The following is an 18,261-nucleotide window of genomic DNA, read 5'->3' on the forward strand; positions in this document are numbered from 1 at the left end:
CATGAAGACCCTCATCAGCAATGCCACCTTGGTGGATGGAACGGGAACAGGCCGGCGCCGTGCGGACGTCCTGCTGGACGGCGCGGTGATTGCCGCCGTCGTCGACGCCGGAACCCTCGACGCGGCTTCCCTCACGGGGGCCGGCGCGGACCGTGTGATCGATGCCACGGGCCTGGTCCTCAGCCCGGGCTTCATCGACATGCACGCACATTCGGACCTGCAGCTCCTGGTAAACAGGGACCACTACGCCAAGCTCAGCCAGGGTGTCACCACCGAACTGCTGGGCCAGGATGGCCTGTCCTACGCGCCCGTGGACGATGCCACCCTGGCCGGTGTCCGCGAGAAGATCGCCGGCTGGAACGACAATCCTGCCGATTTTGACTGGAACTGGCGGACAGTTCGGGAGTACCTCGACCGGCTCGACGCGGAAGAAAACGGCGGCCGCATCGCCACCAACGCCGCCTACCTCGTTCCCCAAGGAACCGTCCGGGCCATGGTGATGGGCTTCGCGGAAGGCGACCCCACGCCGGAGCAGCAGCGGCAGATGCAGAACGTCATCCGCACGGCGATGGAGGAAGGCGCGGTGGGAATGTCCTCAGGCCTGACCTACACGCCTGGTATGTACGCACAAACCGAGGAACTGGCTGGACTCTGCCGGACCGTAGGCGAGCTCGGCGGTTTCTACGCGCCGCACCATCGCTCCTACGGCAAAGGCGCACTGGGTGCCTACGCCGAGATGATCGGGCTGAGCCGCGACACGGGCTGTGCGCTCCACCTCTCCCACGCCACCATGAACTTCGCGGAAAACAAGGGCCGCGCCGGGGAACTCCTGGACCTGATCGACGAAGCCCTGGACCACGGCGTGGACATCACCCTGGACACCTACCCATATCTCCCCGGTGCCACCACGTTGAGCGCGATCCTGCCGAGCTGGGCGTCATCGGGTGGGACAGAGGCAACGCTGGCGCGGCTGGCCGACCCGACAACCCGAGCACGCATCAGGGAAGCCGTGGAGGTCTACGGTTCCGACGGCTGCCACGGCGTGGTGGCCGAGTGGGACACCCTGGAAATCAGCGGCGTGCAGAACCCGGCGCTCGCGGGCTACGTCGGCAGAACCATCAGGGACATCGCTTCAGGGACCGGCCGGGAGCCGTTCGACGTGTTCGCGCAGATCCTCACGGAAGACCGCCTCGGCACCGGCATCCTTCAGCACGTGGGCCACGAGGAAAACGTCCAGGCCATCATGAAGCACCGCACGCACACCGGCGGCAGCGACGGACTCCTGGTCGGCGCCAAGCCTCACCCGCGAGCCTGGGGCACGTTCCCGCGCTACCTCGGCCACTACTCAAGGGACCTCGGACTCTTGAGCCTCGAGGAAATGGTCCATCACCTCACGGGCCGGCCCGCCGCACGACTCAAGCTCCATAACAGGGGACTTGTCCGGGAAGGCTATGCGGCCGACGTCGTGCTTTTCGATCCGGAAACCGTCCGCGACGAAGCCACTTTTGAGAACCCACGCCAGGCCGCCAGCGGCATCCAGTACGTCTTCGTCAACGGCACGGCAGCGATCTACGGCGGCAAAGCCACCGGTGCCCGCGCAGGCCGTGCCCTTCGTCGCACCAGCGACGGCCTCACCAGAGAAGGACAGCATGACTCCTGAACAATTCCTCCAGCAGCTCGAAGCCGACCGCACCCTCGCCGTGGTCCGCGCCCCGTCCATCACGGACGCCGCGGATCTTTGCCGGGCACTGTCCGACGGCGGCATCCGCAGCGTCGAACTCACGTACACCACCCCGGATGTGCTCAAGCACGTCCAGCGCGCGGCAGAGACGGCGGCGGATCATGGCGCCGCCGTCGGAATCGGCACCGTGATGACCGCTGACCAAGCCCGTGCAGCGATCGACGCCGGTGCCCAGTTCCTGGTGACGCCCGGCCTTCGCCCCGAGGTGGCCGCCGTTGCAGTCGCCGCCGGCATCCCGTTCAGCCTCGGCGCCATGACCCCCACGGAGGTGGCGCAGGCCTTGGATCTTGGCTCGTCCGCCGTCAAGATTTTCCCCGCCCGCCAGCTCGGCCCGGCGTACTTGAAGGATCTGCAGGGCCCGTTCCCGGGCATCCGCTTGCTGCCTTCGGGGGGCATCGACGCCTCCAACGCCAAGAGCTACCTCGACGCCGGTGCTGCCGCAGTCTGCTGCGGCACCAGCGTAGTCCCACCCGCAGCCGTTGCTGCAGGTGACTGGGCAGACATCGCGGCACGTGCCGCAGCCTTCACCGGCACCCTCAAGTAGGACTTACCCAGAAAGACTCGTTATGACTGAATTCCTTGAATGGCTGCGGCACGATACCGCCGGCCTGCTCCTCCTGGCAGGTGCCGGCATTGCCCTCCTGCTGTTCCTGATCATCAAGGTCAAGCTCGAACCGTTCATCGCCTTGGTGGGGACCGGTGTGATCGTGGCCCTGGTGGGTGGTATCTCCGTGGAGGCCTTGGTCGGCTCGGCCACCAAAAGCAGCGACGCCCTCATTGAGAAGGGCTTCGCCGGCATCCTCGGCCACATCACGGTAATCATCGGCCTCGGTACCGTCCTCGGTGCCATTCTTGAGCGGTCCGGCGGTGCTGAGGTGCTGCTCGGAAGGCTGGTGAAGATCTTCGGCGAAAAGGGCACTCCGTTGGCCATGGGTATCACCGGCTTCGTGCTGGGTATCCCCGTGTTCTTCGACATCGGCATCTTTGTCCTTGCCCCGCTGGTTTACGTCGCCGCAATCCGTGGCGGCAAGTCGCTGGCCCTTTACGCCCTGCCGTTGCTCGCTGGACTCTCCGTGACGCACGCCTTCCTTCCTCCGCACCCCGGCCCCGTTGCTGCGGCCGGACTGTTCGGCGTGGATCTCGGCTGGATCATCCTCATGGGCCTCATCTGCGGTATTCCTGCATGGTTCGCTTCGGGCATCCTGTGGGGTACCTGGATCGGCAAGCGCGTCATGGTTTCCGTCCCGGAGGATCGGATCGTCCCGGAGTCTGAGGAAGCCAAGGGCCACGAACCGTCCATCGGGCTGGTACTGCTGGCCATCGGCTTGCCCATGATCCTCATTCTCGGCGGCACGTTCGGCAATATCTTCGCTCCCGCAGGCACATTCCGCGACATCCTCCAGTTCTTCGGCAACCCGGCCATTGCGCTGACCGTCGCCGTGCTCCTGGCAATGTGGCTCCTGGGAATCCGCCGCGGCATGACCTCCGCCGAACTCAGCGAAATCACGGGTTCCTCGTTGCGTCCCGTGGGCATGATCCTGCTGGTTGTTGGCGCGGGCGCCTTCTTTGGTGCCGTCCTCTCCGCCACAGGCGTTGGCAAGGCTGTGGCGGATACGTTGTCCCAGGCCGGGCTTCCCATCATCCTTTCCGCGTTCGTGATCAGCGCCGGCATGCGCATCGCCCAGGGCTCGGCCACCGTTGCAATCGTGACCACCGGCGGCATCCTGGCCCCCAGCCTCGCCTCCGGGTATTCGCAGCCGCAGCTCGCGTTGATCGTAGTGGCCATATCCTCGGGCTCCATTATCGCCAGCCACGTGAATGACGGCGGATTCTGGATCATCTCCAAGTACTTCAACATGTCAGTCAAGGACACCCTGAAGACATGGACCGTGTTGGAAACGGTGCTCTCCATAGTGGGGTTCGGTATGGCGGCGTTGCTGTACACGTTCGTCCGGTGACCTGACGGCAGCTGAGGTGCCGTCAGGTGACCTGACGGCACCCGAGCCAGGTGGCGGCGTCGTGCGCTTCTCCCTGCGAGCTGTACCGTGGCCACCCACATTGAAATGACAACGGCCTCGACACGCCTAAGAAAGGGTGTGTCGGGGCCGTTTTTGCGTCAAAGAAGGTGGTGGCCGCACGTGGAGCAACCGTCGCTTAAACAAAGAGCTCCGGAGTGCGTTATTGGGGGATACGCACTCCGGAGCGGTCTTTGAGCAGGGGCTCTCGCCATCCTGCAGTAATTACTCTACGTGCCGTGCGACGCCTTCGCCACCACCTCGAATAAGTACTTTCGCTTTAGTTTTTATGGGCAGCTTCATGCCTCTTCTTTTGGGGCACAATCAGCACCGGACGCCGCTGGTGATGACTCAGCCAGGCTGCCACCGAGCCGTTCAGGGCTTCGGAAATCCGGTGCCCCAGTCCAGGTTCGGGGGTCCCTACGATGATCATTGACGCATCGATATCCGCGGCCAAGCGGCCCAGTGCGCGGGCAGGGTCACCGGCAAGCAAGCGCAAAGTCCAATCTGCCGTACCGCCGTCCATGGCCTCCGCGATGGCCTTTCCAAGATCACCACGGACGGCCGCGACGTCCTCGTCATCTTTTTCGGGATGCAGCGACATCCGGTGTGTCTCGCGCGAGGGGTCCCACTCCACCAGGTAGCTGGCCTCATCCACATAAGCGCAAACCAGCGGCACGCCCATCTGTTCGGCGAGGGTCCTGGCAGTTTGGAGGACCTCCACATGCTGATCCGGCAGCACTCCTACCACCAAGGGGATCCGTCCGCTGAAACCTTCCGCAGCCATACCCTTATTGTTGCGCTGCGGCGCGTGCTTGAACAGCTACTTGGGCTCACCGGGACCCTTGTAGACGTTCCTGACGCGGCCTAGGGTTAATCCGGGTCCACGGCCCATCCGAAGGAAGGCGGTCCGCGATGGAAATCTACATGTGGTGGCTCGACTTGCACTTGGACAGCAAGGAGTGGTTGCGCGAAAACCTGCGTGCCGAAGAACTGCCGCTGCAGGTGCTGCAGCACATTGCCGAGGCCGGCGGGCCTCATCCGGACAAGGTCAGTGGTGTGTTGACCGTTGCGGATTGGGACTTCATCGAGACTCAGTCGGAGTTCGTGGACTGACGGAGTTCGTGGAGTTACGGGGTCTGTCCTCAGCGGGATGGCGGTTCCCCGTGAACCCGCTAGGCGCAGCCGGCGGCTGGCCGAGCAGCCGAGACGATGACCTGTGCGGCAGTGTCCGGACCAAGCGAGGGGCTCTCTTGAGTTTGGGCCACCGCCGGCGCGGGCCTCTGCTTGGCGCGCATCCGGAGAAGGGCTACGGCTGAAATCAAGAACCAAGCCACATTCGTCACTACGGAGGGCCATGCTCCATGGAGCGTGCCGTTGACGATGAAGGCGCACGAGCCAAAGAGATTCACGGTCTGGAAGGTGCTGCCTGCCTGCAACCAGCCCATGGACACCGCCATATAGCCGCCGAGCATCGCCACCGCACCGGCCCAACCGGTAATTTCGAACAGCAGTTCCATGGGAGTCCTTTCAGGATTTGGGCATTCCGAATGAAGCCGACGGGCGGTGTTCGATCCGGGATGGGGGCTTGATTCGATAGTCGGTATTGGGCGACTGAACCGTGCTTTTGAGTCAATATTGAGTGAGGAAGCCCTTTAGTTCAATTGCAATATTCTGAAGCCGGTGTTTAGGAGTACTTAACATGGAGATGGACCCGCGCCGGCTGCTCGTGCTTCTTGCGGTCGCGCGCACTGGAGGTGTCCTTGCGGCAGCTGATGAATTGCGGATTACGGCCTCCGCAGTGTCGCAGCAACTGAGCAAACTCGAGAACGAGGCAGGGCAGGCGCTACTCCTCCGCACCCCCAAAGGCTCAGTGCTCACCCCCGCAGGCCTGGCAATGGCAGAGGCAGGGGAAGAAATAGAACGGGCGCTCAACGTGGCCCGGGCCCGGATGCAAAGCGAAGTCAATATCGCGGGGGTGGTGCGGGTGGGCGGATTCACCAGTTTCATGCGCACGGTGGTGATCCCGCGCCTTCCCGAATGGCGCAGCCAATACCCCCAGTTGCAGATTCAGATCGTTGAGGACAGCTTTCCAGCCCTGATGCGGCTGCTCCGGCAGCGCCAGCTCGATGCTGTTGTGATTGAACAGGATTCGACGGCGGCAGAGCAGCGCCCGATGGCGGCCGGAATGGTCCAGGAACCCCTGCTCGATGAGCCGTGGAAGCTCGTGGTGCCCGCTGGAAGCCTGCTCGGCACGGACAACATTGACCTGAGCCGCTTGCACTTGCCGTGGCTGGGAGTCGAGCCATCGGCAGCCAACACCGCAGTACTTGGGCGCCTGCGTCACTCGACGGGGGCCCGGATTGAGACTGTTCATCAATACCACGACACACTCACCGCGCTGGCACTCGTTGCTGCTGGTGAGGGAGTTGCGATTGTGCCCACCCTGGCACTGACGGGCGTCGTCCATGACCAGGTGGACATCCTGGATGTTCCCGGCTTGGGGACCCGGCACATCGCCTTGCGACGGTTCGATCGGAGAAAAGCCGCGAGCCTGCCCTTGGACACAGTGGCCCGCCTGCTTCGTGAGTCGGCGGCCGTGTTCGACACCCGTTCGGGTTCCTGACCTGTCCCGTCTTGAAGGCGGGACAGGTCAGGCATCAGCTAGTTCAGCGCAGGCGTGTCAGTAGGGATCACGCCCGAACCATAGAGGTCCGTGGCAAGGTCCCGAAGTGCCCGCAGAGCTACCCGCTGGGTAAACGGACCATAGGAAACGCGGGCCACACCGAGTTCCTGAAGCTCGGCAGCCGGTAGGGCGCCGGGGGCACCGATCACGGAGAGCTTCCCGTGTCCGAGGCCTTCAACCAAGGGCTCGATGACCTCACGGGTCATGGCACCCGGCACGAAGACCAGCGAAGCGCCGGCGTCAAGGAAGGCGCGTCCCCTGGCGATGGCATCCTCGATGCTGTCCTTGAGTGGACGGTCCCCACCCCGGGCAATCGCGTCTGTGCGTGCGTTCAGCTGGAACGCGATGCCTTCGTCCGCGGCGGCTGACATGATGGCTTGCACGCGGGCAACGGCTTCGTCGAAAGGCCGCAAGCGGTCCTCAACATTCGCCCCAACCACGCCGATCCCAATCGCCCGGCGGATGGTCTCGGCAGGGTCCTCGTAGCCGTCGTCCAGGTCTGCGGTGACCGGGTGGTCCACGGCGTCGACAATTCGCTTGACCCCTTCCAGCGCAACGTCCAACGGCATGGTTCCGTCGGCATATCCAAAGGCTGCAGCAATGGAATGCCCTGCTGTGGCAATGGCCTTGGTCTCAGGAAGTTCTGCAACAGTGCGGGCACTGACGGCGTCCCACACATTCACCACGCTCAGGATTTCCGGCGCCTCGTGCAGGGCTTTCAGCTGGTGTGCACGCGCGTTGGTGTTTGCTTCAGTCATCGTTGCTCTCCATCATCGTTGTTCTCAGTCATCCACGTATGGGAACTCTCAGTTGCCATCCCCTGTGGAAGTCGGCCTCGAGGGACAACTCCCGGTCCCGCAGCATGGTGCCCATCGCGTCATCGGCGATGACCACCCGATGGTTCACCGCGTCCAGGAGCGATTGGGAGCGGGCAGGACGGGTGACAGCATCAATATCGAGTGCAAAACGGGCCATAAGAACAGGTTAGGGGTGAGGCCCGACACTATGCGCCGTATGTCCATGTACTACGGGCGCTGGTGAACTAAGGCAGTGAAATTTCCACGGGGTCTGCGCCGACAACCCTGTTACGTCCCTGGGCCTTGGCGCTATACAGCGCGGCGTCCGCCACTTTGATCATGAAACCCAGGTCTGGAGCCTCAGTACCAATGGACGTGACGCCATAGCTGACGGTGGGAAAGGGCAAACCTTCCGGATCTTGCATGGCGGATAGGCGGTGGCTGATCTCCGACGCGATGGCTTCGGCCCGCTGTTGCGTCGCCCCGGGCAGGAACAGGATGAATTCTTCTCCGCCGTATCGCCCAACAAGGTCGGTTGACCTAACCGAAGCGGTGCAGGCCTCGGCAAAGGCACACAAGGCGGCGTCCCCGGCCGCATGTCCGTGTTCATCGTTGACGGCTTTGAAGTAGTCGAGGTCGGCCAGGATCAAGGCGCCACCTCGTTGGGAGGACGGACCTGCCAGTTCCTTGGCAGCCAGGCCAAGGAAGGCGCCCCTGTTTAGCAGTCCGGTGAGATGGTCCCGTTCGGCGCGTTCCCTGAGTTTTGTGATCAGGTGGTTATTACTGAGCGCGTTCAGGGTGAAGGACAGCGACACCAGGAGAATCAGGTGCACCAGGGCCGCCGGCGCGTAGCCGAAGATGGTTCGGAATGAATTCCCATCAGGTCCTTCCAGCACAAACGTGATTGCCCGGCCCAGGTAGTAAAAGGAGGTAAGTGCTGCTGTGAGGGCCAGGAACTTGGTCGCCCGGGAATGGGTTGATTTCGCGAACCACAATTCTGCCGCAGACATGCCGAGTCCTGCCGCCGTCAGGCTCAGATAGACCAAACCACCGGACCAGAGGCTGGATTCCGCGGTGTCCATCACCGACGCGGCGTAGGTGATCAGTGGCGCGGGGACCAACTGCCAAGCGCTGACTTTACGGTCCCGAAGTTTTCGTGCTCCTGCCCAGATGCTGAAAGCTCCGGCGACCACCAACGCCTTGCCGGGCGGATTGGCCCACGCCAGTGCGGCGGTTCCGTTGAGCAGGAAGGCGCAATTTCCGGCAAAGAAGAGGCACAGGGCTACCCGCCACCAATCGGCGAACGGTGAGCGGAGACGTCGGGAGGAGACACAGGAGAGAACCATCAGGGTCAGGATGACGGCCCCCAGGACCATTCTTACGGAGAACGGGTCCAGGACTACCGCTCCCTCTTGCATAGAGACTGCAATCATGGCTCGATCCTGCTACCGGCCGACCACCGCTGGATTCCCTTTTGTTGGTCTCATGGCTCTTTGACCTCGCAAAACATATATCCCCCAGTAAGTTGTTGCGGCCTCTTGACCGCGAACCACAGTCAAGCACGTTTTTTCCAATCAGTGGACAACGGCCGCCACATCAGGGGGAAAAGTTTTCTTTCGATTTTCGCGTCACGATTCGGAGTTTGGCCACACTGTAACCGTTAGGAGGCTTTTGCCCGGAAACCGGACTATCCACATAGGCCCAAAAAACCGTTGCCACCCATACGCCCTGATGGTTCGATGGGGATCATGGCTACTGCAGAGAGTTATGTCATCGCGATCGGGACCAAGAAAGGCCTGTGGCTGGCAACCAGCCCGGACCGCAAAGAGTGGTCCCTCTCCGGCCCGCACTTCCTGATGAGCGAGATACCCAGCATCGGGATAGACACGCGGAACGGCAATACCCGAATCATGGTTGGCGTACGATCCGAGCACTGGGGGCCCACAGTGGCCCACTCCGACGACCTTGGCGCCACATGGATCGAGCCCGAGCAGGGCGCCATTAAATTTCCGGACGGCACAGACGCCGCGCTGGAACGCATCTGGCAGATCCACCCCGACGCAGACTCCCGGCCCGGCGTCGTCTGGGCCGGTTGTGAGCCCATTTCGGTGTGGAAATCAACCGACGGCGGCGAACACTTTGAGCTGAACCGCGGACTTTGGGACCACCCCCACCGCAGCGAATGGGGTGCCGGCTACGGCGGAGCGGCCGCGCACTCCATTGTGGTTGATCAGTCAGGCGAGAAGGTCCACATCGCCATGAGCACGGGCGGCGTTTACAGATCGCTCGACGGCGGTGCCTCCTGGGAGCCCCGCAACAAGGGAATTTCGGCCTACTTCATGCCGGATCCCAACCCCGAGTTCGGCCAGTGCGTTCACAAGATCGCAGCGGATGCCGCCGTCGGGAATCGTTTGTATGCGCAGAACCATCACGGGGTTTACCGCACGGACGATGGTGGCGAGAACTGGGATTCAATCGCGGATGGGCTGCCGGCGGATTTTGGATTCGTCATGCTGACCCATCCGCGTCGCGAGGGCACCGCTTGGGTGATCCCGTTGAAAGCGGACGGCGAACGCATCCCGCCGGACAGCAAGCTCAGCGTCCACCGCACAGACGATGCCGGCGCAACGTGGAAAGAACTGCACGCAGGCCTGCCGGACCACGAATACAACGCCGTGCTCAGGGACGCCGCTTCCGTGGACACCGCCGAACCGGCTGGCGTGTACTTCGGCACCCGCGGGGGCTCCGTGTATGCCAGTGCTGACGAAGGCGAGACATTTACTGAAGTGGTGTCGCACTTGCCGGACGTGCTCTGCGTGCGTGCCGCCGTCGTGGTTGGCACACCGGCAGGCACCGAGGAAAAAGCCAACGCCCCGGTGCTTGGGTAGGCCGGTCGTGGCTGACTTTACGGTCCTGCTGCCTGGCGTCCTGCAGCCCCTCGTCGGCGGACAGTCCTATCTGACTGCGTCCGCCGACGGGGCTGTGACCGTTGGACAGTTGCTGGACTCGGTAACCGGAGATTATCCGGTGCTGGCCAGGCGTTTGCGTGATGAAACCGGGGCGCTGCGCCGCTACGTGAATATTTACGTGAACGGTGATGAGATCCGGCGTGTGAAAGGTCTTGATACGGAGGTTGCGGCTGGCCAGGAGGTTTTGATCATCCAATCCGTGGCCGGCGGCTGAGAGGGGTTTGGGGTCAAGCCGGATCAGGCGACGCGCCAAACACTGCATTCGTCAGTATTGATTGCTTTCCGCATCCCGGAGGCGTGGTCCATGATCCACACCACGCCGATTCCCGGCGCGGTTTCCTGGACGCGTCCGCGGCGGATCACTACGTCATCGTAAGCGGGACCTACAGAAAGGCGGGCTTCGATCTCGTCTCCGCGGTGGAGCTGGCTGATAGCACGTATACGTGTTGTGTGGGTGGTGGCTTCCTTCAGCATGGTTTCCTCCTGGCTGGAGCTGGTGCCTGCACTTGCCGGCTATTCCAGTGTGGCGCGGCAATGTTGCCACGGTATTTCGGCCCGGTTAGGGTCCCGTTAGCATTCCGGAATGGTTGGGTTTCCACGTGGCCAGCCCCGCCTGCCGGGCTCGCTGCCTGCCCGGTTGTAGCCTGATCACGGTTGTTGAGTCTCACAGCAACCACAGGCTCCGTCCCCGGGGAGATCGAATGGGTGTGCTACGGCGAACAATCGCGTTGTCTACGGGCTTGGTGGTGTTTGCTACCGGCCTGTTTTTCGTACAAACCCCCGCGACGGCGGTGCCGTTGCCCGGGCCGGACAACCCAAATGTCCAGTTCGTGGAGGGGACCCCGCACTCGGAGCATACGTTCGAGGTTCCCCCCGAGCTCGCCACGCCATTCAACACCGCGCCCGACGCCGGCCCCGCAGCGGTGGGACCCAGCGGCGACATCCGGGTACGGCTGGTCACTGCCAAGCTGGCGGACAACACCAATACGGTGTCCATGTCTGGCGCTGAACAGGCTGTTGCCGCGTCCAGTAACTACTGGAAAGCGATGACAGCCAACAAGCTGTCAATGACGGTGAACACCAAGGTTGCCGGCCACCAATCCAAGGCGAAGTCCACGGATAGCTACAGCACCATCATGTCCATCATCACCAGTGAACTGAATTGGTCGGCAAGCCCGTACACGGCCCTGGTTATTTTCATTCCTACGTCCACCCTGTCCGGAAACGCCCTCGGAGCCGGATACAGCAGCGGAAGCTACAGTGGCCGCGTCCTCCTGCCGCAGATCAGCGGGTTCACGAACAACGTGATGAGCCACGAGTTCGGGCACGTCATCGGCCTCATGCACGCGGACGCGTTGCAGTGCGGCAGCGGGGCGTCCGACGTCGGAGTCGACGGTAGCGGACGATTCACGGATCCTTCCTGCTACATCCGGGAGTACGGCGACACCACGGACATCATGGGCGCAGCCCAATTTGAATCACCCGTGATCAGCAGCTCGCTGTGGGACTACGCAGGATTGGGCCGTGGTGATGAAATCCGTGATGTCGGCGTCGCTACGGGCGCTAAGACCTACACGCTCAAACCGTGGGGCGGAACAGAAGCACAGCGTGCCATCAAGTTCACCGATCCCATCAGCAAAGAGGTCTACTACCTGGAGTTGCGGCAGGCTGCAGGGTACGACAGTTACCTTGATGACTCGGGAAGGCCGGCCGGAAACAGGGGCGTCAAGATCGTCCAGCGCGGCGGAGCCACCATCGCTTCGTCCCTGATCCTCATGCCGTCCACCAAGCCGTTCCCGGAAACCTGGTACGCCAGCAACCACGCATGGCAAGCCGGCAGCACTTTCACCACCTATACCGGCACTCAGGTGACCATCAATTCGGTGTCCACCTCGTCGGCGTCGGTCACTATCTTTGCCGATCCCAAGCTCACGGCGAAAATCCGCTTCTCGGCGGGAGACTTCGACGGCGACAGGCTCGCCGATGTCCTCTCCCGCGAGGCTGACGGCTCCCTGATGCTCTACGCCGGCCTGCCCGGCAACAGGCTTGATAATCCCCGAAGGATCGGCTCGGGGTGGAACATCTTCGACGCCATCACCGGCATCGCGGACTTCAATGGCGATCGTCGAGGCGACATCCTGGCGCGCACCAGCGACGGTGTCCTCTGGCTGTATCCGGGTGACGGAAATGGCGGTTTTCTCGCCAAACGGCAGGTCGGATCCGGTTGGCAGGGCTTTTCGAACCTCATTGGTGTAGGGGATTTCGACGGCGACGCCCGGCCCGATGTCATGGCCACCAAGCCGGACGGCACGCTCTGGCTCTACCCCAGCGATGGACAGGGTGGTTTCCGGACATGGTCGCAGATCGGCACGGGTTGGAACGGCTTCACCAGCATCACCTCCGACGGTTCCTTTGGCGGCGCCGGAGCAGGACTGCTCGCACGGGCAAGCGACGGCACTCTCTACCTATACCCCGGCAATGGTTGGGGTGGTTTCGCGCCGCGCATCGCCGTCGGAAGTGGTTGGAACGCCGTGGGCGAGATCGTGGGCGGGCAAGACTTCACGGGTGACACGCGCTCCGACGTCCTGACGGTGACATCGGCGGGAACCATGCGCCTCTACCCGGGCAGCGGCTCAGGTTTTGCCGAACGCCTGGCCATCGGGGCCGGGTGGAACCAGTTCAGCCAGGTGTGGGAGGCGGGAGACTTCGACGGCGATGCTGTCGCTGACGTTCTGGCGCGCGGCACCGACGGCGTCCTGTGGCTTTACCCCGGCAATGGTTCCGGCGCTTTCCTGCCGCGAGTCCAGGTGGGGTCGGGCTGGGGTGCGTTCAATTCGGTCCTCACTGCAGGCGATTTCGACGGCGACGGCCACCCGGACCTTGTGGCGCGGGCTGCTGACGGGGTGTTGTGGCTGTATCCGACGGATGGTCGTGGTCAGTTCCTGGCCCGTAAGCAGATCGGAACGGGGTGGCAAGGATTCACTCAAATGCTCGCACCGGGTGATTTCTCAGGTGACGGCAAAGCGGATCTCGTAGCGCGGGCTGCCGATGGAAGCTTGTGGCTCTACCCGGGTAACGGCGTTGGAGGTTTCCAGCCTTGGCGGCAGATCGGCACGGGGTGGAACATTTTCAACTCGGTGATGCAGGGCGGCGACTTCAACGGTGATGGCCGGGAAGACATCATGGCCCGCGGAACCGATGGCGCGCTCTGGCTTTACCCGGGCAACGGCAACGGAGGCTTCCTGGCCCGCGTAGGCATGGGGGCTGGATGGAACATGTTTAGTTCCTTCGCAGCCTTGGGTAATGCCTTTACCGGAACGGGTAATCCTTCCGTGGTTGGCGTGGCCGGCGACGGGACACTCTTCCTGTACGCCGGTACTGGCCGGGGAGCATTCCAAACGGTGGTGCTGGACCCGCGGTAGGACATGTCAGAGGTGAGACACTGATGCCATTTTTGTCGTGGCGCGGCGCTAGCATTGGCCCTATGCGCCGTGTCTGCCACGGCATTCCACTCTTGAACCCGGGGGAAATCCGTGTCTTTTCTGAGCATCCGGCACTGGCGTGCGTCCGCCATGGCGATAATTGCAACACTGACGGCATCACTGGTGTTGGGAATGGTTCCGGCGCAGGCCGTGGGCTTGACCCCTCATGCCGTTCGTGCGGAGACGGCAAGCGGAACGACGGGCGGTTCGATCAGCGGAACCGTTACTGTCCGTTCAAATGTGGACCTGGGGTCGGTCTCCGTCTTTGCGATTAATCTCTATAGTCCGTCCTCCAACGCTCCGTCAGGAATGGTGAACCCCGACGGTACCTATACGCTTCCCAGCCTGCCGGCCGCAGAATACAAGGTCTATTTCCATTCCAGCGACCCCGGGTGGACGCGTATGGAAGTCTATGGCGGCTCGGACCTGAGCACCTACACTCCGGTGCTGGTCAACGAGGGACAGGACGTCACGGGAATCGACCAAAACATGAGCGGCGGAAGGATCCAAGGCCGGGTCCAGATGCCCTACTACGTGGATACCACCACCGTGGTCGTCGAGGCTTTGGACTCCTCCGGAGCCGTAGTAGCTTCAGAATTTCCAAGCACCGGCGGCCACTACGATCTCAAGGGACTCCCCAGCGGCGACTACAAAATCCGGGCCAGCGGTGGCGTCCTTACTTCCTGGCATGGAGGAGGGGCCTCGTTCGCTGAGGCCGCCACTATCTCCATTGAGGGCGAGCAGGATGTCTACAACGCAGATCTGGCCGGTGATCCCGGCGCCAGCATCAGTGGCTGGGTTTCCAGCTCGTGGCCCTCAACGGGCGCGGGCTCGCATAGGGTCTCTGTCCATGACCTCGCTGGCAAAGTAGTGAAGGACGTCCCGGTTAATAGCAGTTATTACACCGTCAGCGGACTTCAGCCCGGCCAATACAAGCTTGCGTTGGATATGGTGGCCGTCACCAGCGCCCACCAGGCGAAGAGTTCGTATGAGGGGCAGTACTACAGCGGTGTGAGTGAGGACAAGGGTCCCGGTCCTGCGCAGACGATCACCCTCACGGCGAATGAGCAGAAAACCCGTTTCGATTTCGCCGGCACGGATGGCGGGAGCATGAAGGGATACCTCCGCGATGCCAGCGGCCATCCTTTGCCGTTCGGGGTTGTCGAGGCATACACCCGTGACGGTGCGCTCGTGACGAGGAAAGCCGTCACGGATGCCCAGGGTAGGTTCGAAATCACGGGCCTGACCACCGGGTCGTACCGTCTCCGCGGCAACACGACGAATGTGCGCTTCGCTGGTCTCACCTACTCAGGAAGCGTCGCGGAGCAGTCCGAGGCCAAAGAAATCGCGGTCAGCAGCGGTACCCAGACCGACGTCGGTACAGTGGGCTATTGGTCCCGCGCCAACTTCACCGACGTCTTCGAAGGCCAACAGTTCGACCACCAGATCAGTTGGATGAAGTCCACCGGCATCTCCACGGGCTGGCCGGACGCCACCTTCCGCCCTTTGCTGTCCGTGAATCGTGACGCCATGGCTGCGTTCCTCTACCGGTTGGCTGGGCAACCCGCGTTTACGCCTCCGGCTACGTCGCCTTTCGTGGACGTCCCCACGACCAACCAGTTCTATAAGGAAATCGCGTGGCTCGCGTCCACCAAGATTTCGGGCGGTTGGCCGGACAACACTTTCCGGCCCGTGGAGCCAGTGAACCGCGACGCGATGGCTGCGTTCTTGTACCGCTTCTCCAAAGTCACGGGCTTTGAGCCGCCGGCCACCTCGCCGTTTACCGACGTCCCGGCCAATGGCCAGTTCTACAAGGAAATCGCTTGGTTGGCTTCCACGGAAATCAGCACCGGCTGGGAGGATCACACTTTCCGGCCTGTCACACCCGTCAACCGTGACGCCATGGCTGCCTTCATGTACAGGTTCAACGCACTGGACAAGTAGGGACAACGAAATGCCCGGCATGTCAGGAGGACGTGCCGGGCATTTCCGCGCTTCAGGCCCGGTAAGCGGGAAGGAGCGCTGGGCTTACTTTTGTGCTGGGGTTTTAGTGAACTTGCTTGTGCAGGCCGAGCTCCGTGGTGGGAGTTTTGGCTGATTCGCGGGCGGTCATGGCCGACACAGCTGCGATCACACAGATCACCGCGGTGAAGATCGAGATCTGTACCCATCCGCCGGGCTTGGTGCCACCCAAGGCTGTGACGATGGCCGGTGCGAAGCCTGCCATGAGGAAGCCCAACTGGGTGCCAATGGCCAAGCCGGAGAAACGGACCTTGGTGCTGAACATTTCGCCGTAGAAGGACGGCCATACGGCGTTGGCGGCGGCGTATCCGAAGGAGAAGAACACCACGGATACCAGGAACATCAGCGGCACGTTGCCGCCTTCGAGGGTCAGCAGGAACACCGGCGTCATGATCGCGCTGGAAAGGGCTCCGTAGATGAACACGGGCTTGCGGCCGATCTTGTCCGAGAGCATGCCGAACAGCGGCTGTGTTCCCAGGGCAACCACGTTGGCTGCAACCACCAGCCATAGCGTGATGGTGCTGTTGACGCCGGCAACATCCTGGGCGTACTTGATGGCCAGTGTTCCAAAGACCGTGCTCACTGCGGCGATGAAGGCGCAGCATACTACGCGGAGGACATCGCGCCAGTGCAGCCGCAGGAGATCGGCAACGGGGAGCTTGGAAATTTCATTGTTCTTCTTGGCTTCCGCGAAGGCCGGCGGCTCGTGGAGGGTGCGGCGGATGAAGAACGCCACCAGAACCACCACGGCGCTCAACCAGAACGGAATACGCCAACCGATGCCGTACTTGATGTCGTCGGGCAGTGCTACCACCGGGATGAACACCAACGCAGCGAGGATCTGGCCGCCCTGGGTGCCGGTGAGGGTCCACGAGGTGAAGAAGGAACGGCGGTTGTCCGGGGCGTGCTCCAAAGTCATGGAGGAAGCACCGGCCTGCTCACCAGCTGCAGAAAGTCCCTGGCAAAGACGGGCGACAACCAACAGGATCGGGGCCCACCAGCCGATGGTCTTGAAATCGGGGAGGCAGCCGATCACGAAGGTTGCTGCGCCCATGAGGACCAGTGTGAACATGAGGACCTTCTGCCGGCCGATCCGGTCACCGAAGTGGCCCAGAATCACGGCGCCCACGGGGCGGGCGACATAGGCGAAGCCGAAGGTCGCGAATGACATGATGGCCGCGTTGGCATCGGCGGAGGGGAAGAACACGTGGGGGAAGATCAGGGCCGCGGCAGAACCGAAGATGAAGAAGTCGTAGTACTCGACGGCGCTGCCCAGGAAGCTGGCAAGCGCGGCTTTTTTGGGGGTTCCGGCGGTGGTTTCAGTGCCTGGCGTCGCTGACGGCATTGTTTGGCTCATGGGAGGTTCCTTCTGTGACGACGGTGTCGCGGATCTAGCTTCTGTGGGGAGACCAGAGCGAGGTGCGGCCGGATCATCCCGAAAGTAACCACATGGTGAGAGCTACTTGTGCAATATAGCAATAGTGGCTGTGAGTGGGGTCACTTGTCAAGAGATGTCACCACCATCTAGAAATAGCTCTCACTATGTGAGAGCATCGAGTTATGAGTGTGAAAGAGGACACAAAGACCGACATGGTCGGCAAGGCCTTGAGCCTGTTGGTATTGCTGGGCAATGAACCCCGCGGGGCCAGTGCTGCGGACTTGGCGAGGAGTGCGAACCTTCCGTTCAGCACTACCTACCGACTCCTGGGTTCGCTGACCCGTGACGGCTTTGTGGATTACGAGCCCGATGGGCGCCGCTACCACCTGGGCTTGCGCGTGTTTCAGCTCGGGCAGAGGGTCTCCAATCATCATGGTTTTGCTGCCACCGCGCTGCCCGTCCTCCAGCGCGTTACCGAGCGCACGAATGAGGCAACCATCTTGTCCGTGCGCGATGGCAACCATCACCTCACTGTGAACAAGGTCGACGGGCCCAAGACTTTCCGCGTTACCAGCGACCCCGGGCATTTGGGTGCGCTGCACACCACCTCCGTTGGCAAGGCAATAGTGGCGTTCGAAGACGAGATAGAGCGAAAGAGGCTTCTCGAGGAGCTTCCCCTGGATCCGCTCACCGAACACTCCATCACTGACCGCGACAAGTTCCGGGACGAAATCGAGCGGGTGCGCCGCCAGGGGTATGCCGTCATGGATGAAGAAAATGAGATCGGCATGCGCGCTGTCGCCGTGCCGGTCCTCAACTCCCAGGGGCATGCTTTCGCGTCGGTGGCCACGGCGGTGCCGGTGTTCCGCATGTCCATGGAGGAGTTGATCGCGCACGTGCCCACTCTTCAGGAAGCCGCAGCTGAACTCGCGGCCCGCCTGCCCCAGCGATGACCTCGTCGGCCGGCTCCGTTGTGAGGCCCGATTTGCATGCTAAGGGCAAGGCAAAGGGTGCAGAGTAGGCCCCGCAACGCACCGCCCGTATGGCAAATGTTCGCGATAAGAACAAGCGTGCGGAATATGAACACTTGTAGTAATCTAAATAACACCCGGTCCGGCGGCGCCCCAGAACAGCGCCAAAGACCCGTGGTGCTGAAGTCAAAGGAGCTTTA

At 62.4% G+C, this 18,261-nt stretch carries 17 protein-coding genes; 10 read left to right on the top strand and 7 right to left on the bottom strand.

Features of this window, described 5'->3' with window-relative positions; genetic code table 11:
* Position 1: 1 nt before the first annotated feature.
* Genes A477_RS0101770 through A477_RS0101780 form a run of 3 tightly spaced genes read left to right on the top strand, consistent with a single transcriptional unit; the run spans position 2 to position 3,699 of the window.
* Entirely contained in the window at positions 2-1,660 is a 1,659-nt protein-coding gene (locus tag A477_RS0101770; protein WP_017197331.1) for an N-acyl-D-amino-acid deacylase family protein, read from the top strand.
* Positions 1,650-2,285 (top strand): bifunctional 4-hydroxy-2-oxoglutarate aldolase/2-dehydro-3-deoxy-phosphogluconate aldolase, encoded by a 636-nt coding sequence (locus A477_RS0101775; protein ID WP_017197332.1) that lies wholly within the window; start codon positions 1,650-1,652, stop codon positions 2,283-2,285. The genes A477_RS0101770 and A477_RS0101775 overlap by 11 nt, the downstream gene beginning before the upstream one ends.
* A 22-nt stretch (positions 2,286-2,307) precedes the next feature.
* Complete coding sequence (locus A477_RS0101780; protein WP_017197333.1) at positions 2,308-3,699, top strand: GntP family permease; 1,392 nt, start codon at positions 2,308-2,310, stop codon at positions 3,697-3,699.
* A 337-nt stretch (positions 3,700-4,036) separates the two neighbouring features.
* On the opposite strand, the gene A477_RS0101785 is transcribed toward A477_RS0101780, so the two are convergent.
* A complete protein-coding gene (locus A477_RS0101785; RefSeq protein WP_017197334.1) occupies positions 4,037-4,543 on the bottom strand; it encodes a universal stress protein in 507 nt (168 codons plus the stop codon).
* 128 nt (positions 4,544-4,671) lie between these two features.
* Between A477_RS0101785 and A477_RS0101790 the strand changes: the two genes are divergently transcribed.
* Positions 4,672-4,872 (top strand): hypothetical protein, encoded by a 201-nt coding sequence (locus A477_RS0101790; RefSeq protein ID WP_011776649.1) that lies wholly within the window; start codon positions 4,672-4,674, stop codon positions 4,870-4,872.
* Positions 4,873-4,931: 59 nt separating this feature from the next.
* On the opposite strand, the gene A477_RS21875 is transcribed toward A477_RS0101790, so the two are convergent.
* The gene (locus tag A477_RS21875) at positions 4,932-5,276 is read right to left on the bottom strand and encodes a CBU_0592 family membrane protein (RefSeq protein WP_017197335.1); all 345 of its coding nucleotides are present in this window, start codon (positions 5,274-5,276) and stop codon (positions 4,932-4,934) included.
* 182 nt (positions 5,277-5,458) lie between these two features.
* Here A477_RS21875 and A477_RS0101800 point away from each other — a divergent pair, with 182 nt between their 5' ends.
* The gene (locus A477_RS0101800; protein ID WP_017197336.1) at positions 5,459-6,382 is read left to right on the top strand and encodes a LysR family transcriptional regulator; all 924 of its coding nucleotides are present in this window, start codon (positions 5,459-5,461) and stop codon (positions 6,380-6,382) included.
* A gap of 38 nt (positions 6,383-6,420) precedes the next feature.
* Here A477_RS0101800 and A477_RS0101805 read toward each other — a convergent pair whose 3' ends face one another.
* From A477_RS0101805 to A477_RS0101815, 3 genes are all read right to left on the bottom strand, one after another.
* Positions 6,421-7,200: an isocitrate lyase/PEP mutase family protein gene (locus A477_RS0101805; RefSeq protein ID WP_017197337.1), complete on the bottom strand. Its 780-nt coding sequence runs from the start codon at positions 7,198-7,200 to the stop codon at positions 6,421-6,423.
* 28 nt (positions 7,201-7,228) lie between these two features.
* Positions 7,229-7,417 carry a hypothetical protein gene (locus A477_RS23220; RefSeq protein ID WP_017197338.1) on the bottom strand — a complete coding sequence of 63 codons (189 nt, stop codon included), beginning with the start codon at positions 7,415-7,417 and terminating at the stop codon, positions 7,229-7,231.
* A 67-nt stretch (positions 7,418-7,484) separates the two neighbouring features.
* Positions 7,485-8,672 (bottom strand): GGDEF domain-containing protein, encoded by a 1,188-nt coding sequence (locus A477_RS0101815; RefSeq protein ID WP_017197339.1) that lies wholly within the window; start codon positions 8,670-8,672, stop codon positions 7,485-7,487.
* 306 nt (positions 8,673-8,978) lie between these two features.
* On the opposite strand from A477_RS0101815, the gene A477_RS0101820 reads away from it, so the two are divergent.
* Positions 8,979-10,127: a WD40/YVTN/BNR-like repeat-containing protein gene (locus tag A477_RS0101820; RefSeq protein ID WP_017197340.1), complete on the top strand. Its 1,149-nt coding sequence runs from the start codon at positions 8,979-8,981 to the stop codon at positions 10,125-10,127.
* Between the two features lie 7 nt (positions 10,128-10,134).
* A complete protein-coding gene (locus A477_RS0101825) occupies positions 10,135-10,422 on the top strand; it encodes a MoaD/ThiS family protein (RefSeq protein ID WP_017197341.1) in 288 nt (95 codons plus the stop codon).
* Between the two features lie 23 nt (positions 10,423-10,445).
* Here the strand turns inward: A477_RS0101825 and A477_RS0101830 are convergent, their stop codons facing one another.
* Positions 10,446-10,682, bottom strand: coding sequence for a hypothetical protein (locus tag A477_RS0101830; protein ID WP_017197342.1), 237 nt, complete (start codon positions 10,680-10,682; stop codon positions 10,446-10,448).
* A gap of 227 nt (positions 10,683-10,909) precedes the next feature.
* Between A477_RS0101830 and A477_RS0101835 the strand changes: the two genes are divergently transcribed.
* Together A477_RS0101835 and A477_RS23225 are read left to right on the top strand one after the other, a co-directional pair.
* Complete coding sequence (locus A477_RS0101835; protein WP_026005289.1) at positions 10,910-13,630, top strand: FG-GAP-like repeat-containing protein; 2,721 nt, start codon at positions 10,910-10,912, stop codon at positions 13,628-13,630.
* Positions 13,631-13,741: 111 nt separating this feature from the next.
* Positions 13,742-15,634: an S-layer homology domain-containing protein gene (locus A477_RS23225; RefSeq protein ID WP_020372781.1), complete on the top strand. Its 1,893-nt coding sequence runs from the start codon at positions 13,742-13,744 to the stop codon at positions 15,632-15,634.
* Positions 15,635-15,737: 103 nt separating this feature from the next.
* Here the strand turns inward: A477_RS23225 and A477_RS0101845 are convergent, their stop codons facing one another.
* Positions 15,738-17,069 carry an MFS transporter gene (locus A477_RS0101845; protein ID WP_017197344.1) on the bottom strand — a complete coding sequence of 444 codons (1,332 nt, stop codon included), beginning with the start codon at positions 17,067-17,069 and terminating at the stop codon, positions 15,738-15,740.
* Between the two features lie 203 nt (positions 17,070-17,272).
* Between A477_RS0101845 and A477_RS0101850 the strand changes: the two genes are divergently transcribed.
* Positions 17,273-18,043 carry an IclR family transcriptional regulator gene (locus tag A477_RS0101850; protein WP_017197345.1) on the top strand — a complete coding sequence of 257 codons (771 nt, stop codon included), beginning with the start codon at positions 17,273-17,275 and terminating at the stop codon, positions 18,041-18,043.
* Positions 18,044-18,261 lie beyond the last annotated feature (218 nt).

Source organism: Arthrobacter sp. M2012083, from assembly GCF_000281065.1.
Taxonomy (GTDB): domain Bacteria; phylum Actinomycetota; class Actinomycetes; order Actinomycetales; family Micrococcaceae; genus Arthrobacter.

Coding starts and splice junctions, on each gene's coding strand:
- A477_RS0101770 (WP_017197331.1), top strand. CDS start 2: ATGAAGACCCTCATCAGCAATGCCACCTTGGTGGATGGAACGGGAACA.
- A477_RS0101775 (WP_017197332.1), top strand. CDS start 1,650: ATGACTCCTGAACAATTCCTCCAGCAGCTCGAAGCCGACCGCACCCTC.
- A477_RS0101780 (WP_017197333.1), top strand. CDS start 2,308: ATGACTGAATTCCTTGAATGGCTGCGGCACGATACCGCCGGCCTGCTC.
- A477_RS0101785 (WP_017197334.1), bottom strand. CDS start 4,543: ATGGCTGCGGAAGGTTTCAGCGGACGGATCCCCTTGGTGGTAGGAGTG.
- A477_RS0101790 (WP_011776649.1), top strand. CDS start 4,672: ATGGAAATCTACATGTGGTGGCTCGACTTGCACTTGGACAGCAAGGAG.
- A477_RS21875 (WP_017197335.1), bottom strand. CDS start 5,276: ATGGAACTGCTGTTCGAAATTACCGGTTGGGCCGGTGCGGTGGCGATG.
- A477_RS0101800 (WP_017197336.1), top strand. CDS start 5,459: ATGGAGATGGACCCGCGCCGGCTGCTCGTGCTTCTTGCGGTCGCGCGC.
- A477_RS0101805 (WP_017197337.1), bottom strand. CDS start 7,200: ATGACTGAAGCAAACACCAACGCGCGTGCACACCAGCTGAAAGCCCTG.
- A477_RS23220 (WP_017197338.1), bottom strand. CDS start 7,417: ATGGCCCGTTTTGCACTCGATATTGATGCTGTCACCCGTCCTGCCCGC.
- A477_RS0101815 (WP_017197339.1), bottom strand. CDS start 8,672: ATGATTGCAGTCTCTATGCAAGAGGGAGCGGTAGTCCTGGACCCGTTC.
- A477_RS0101820 (WP_017197340.1), top strand. CDS start 8,979: ATGGGGATCATGGCTACTGCAGAGAGTTATGTCATCGCGATCGGGACC.
- A477_RS0101830 (WP_017197342.1), bottom strand. CDS start 10,682: ATGCTGAAGGAAGCCACCACCCACACAACACGTATACGTGCTATCAGC.
- A477_RS0101835 (WP_026005289.1), top strand. CDS start 10,910: ATGGGTGTGCTACGGCGAACAATCGCGTTGTCTACGGGCTTGGTGGTG.
- A477_RS0101845 (WP_017197344.1), bottom strand. CDS start 17,069: ATGAGCCAAACAATGCCGTCAGCGACGCCAGGCACTGAAACCACCGCC.
- A477_RS0101850 (WP_017197345.1), top strand. CDS start 17,273: ATGAGTGTGAAAGAGGACACAAAGACCGACATGGTCGGCAAGGCCTTG.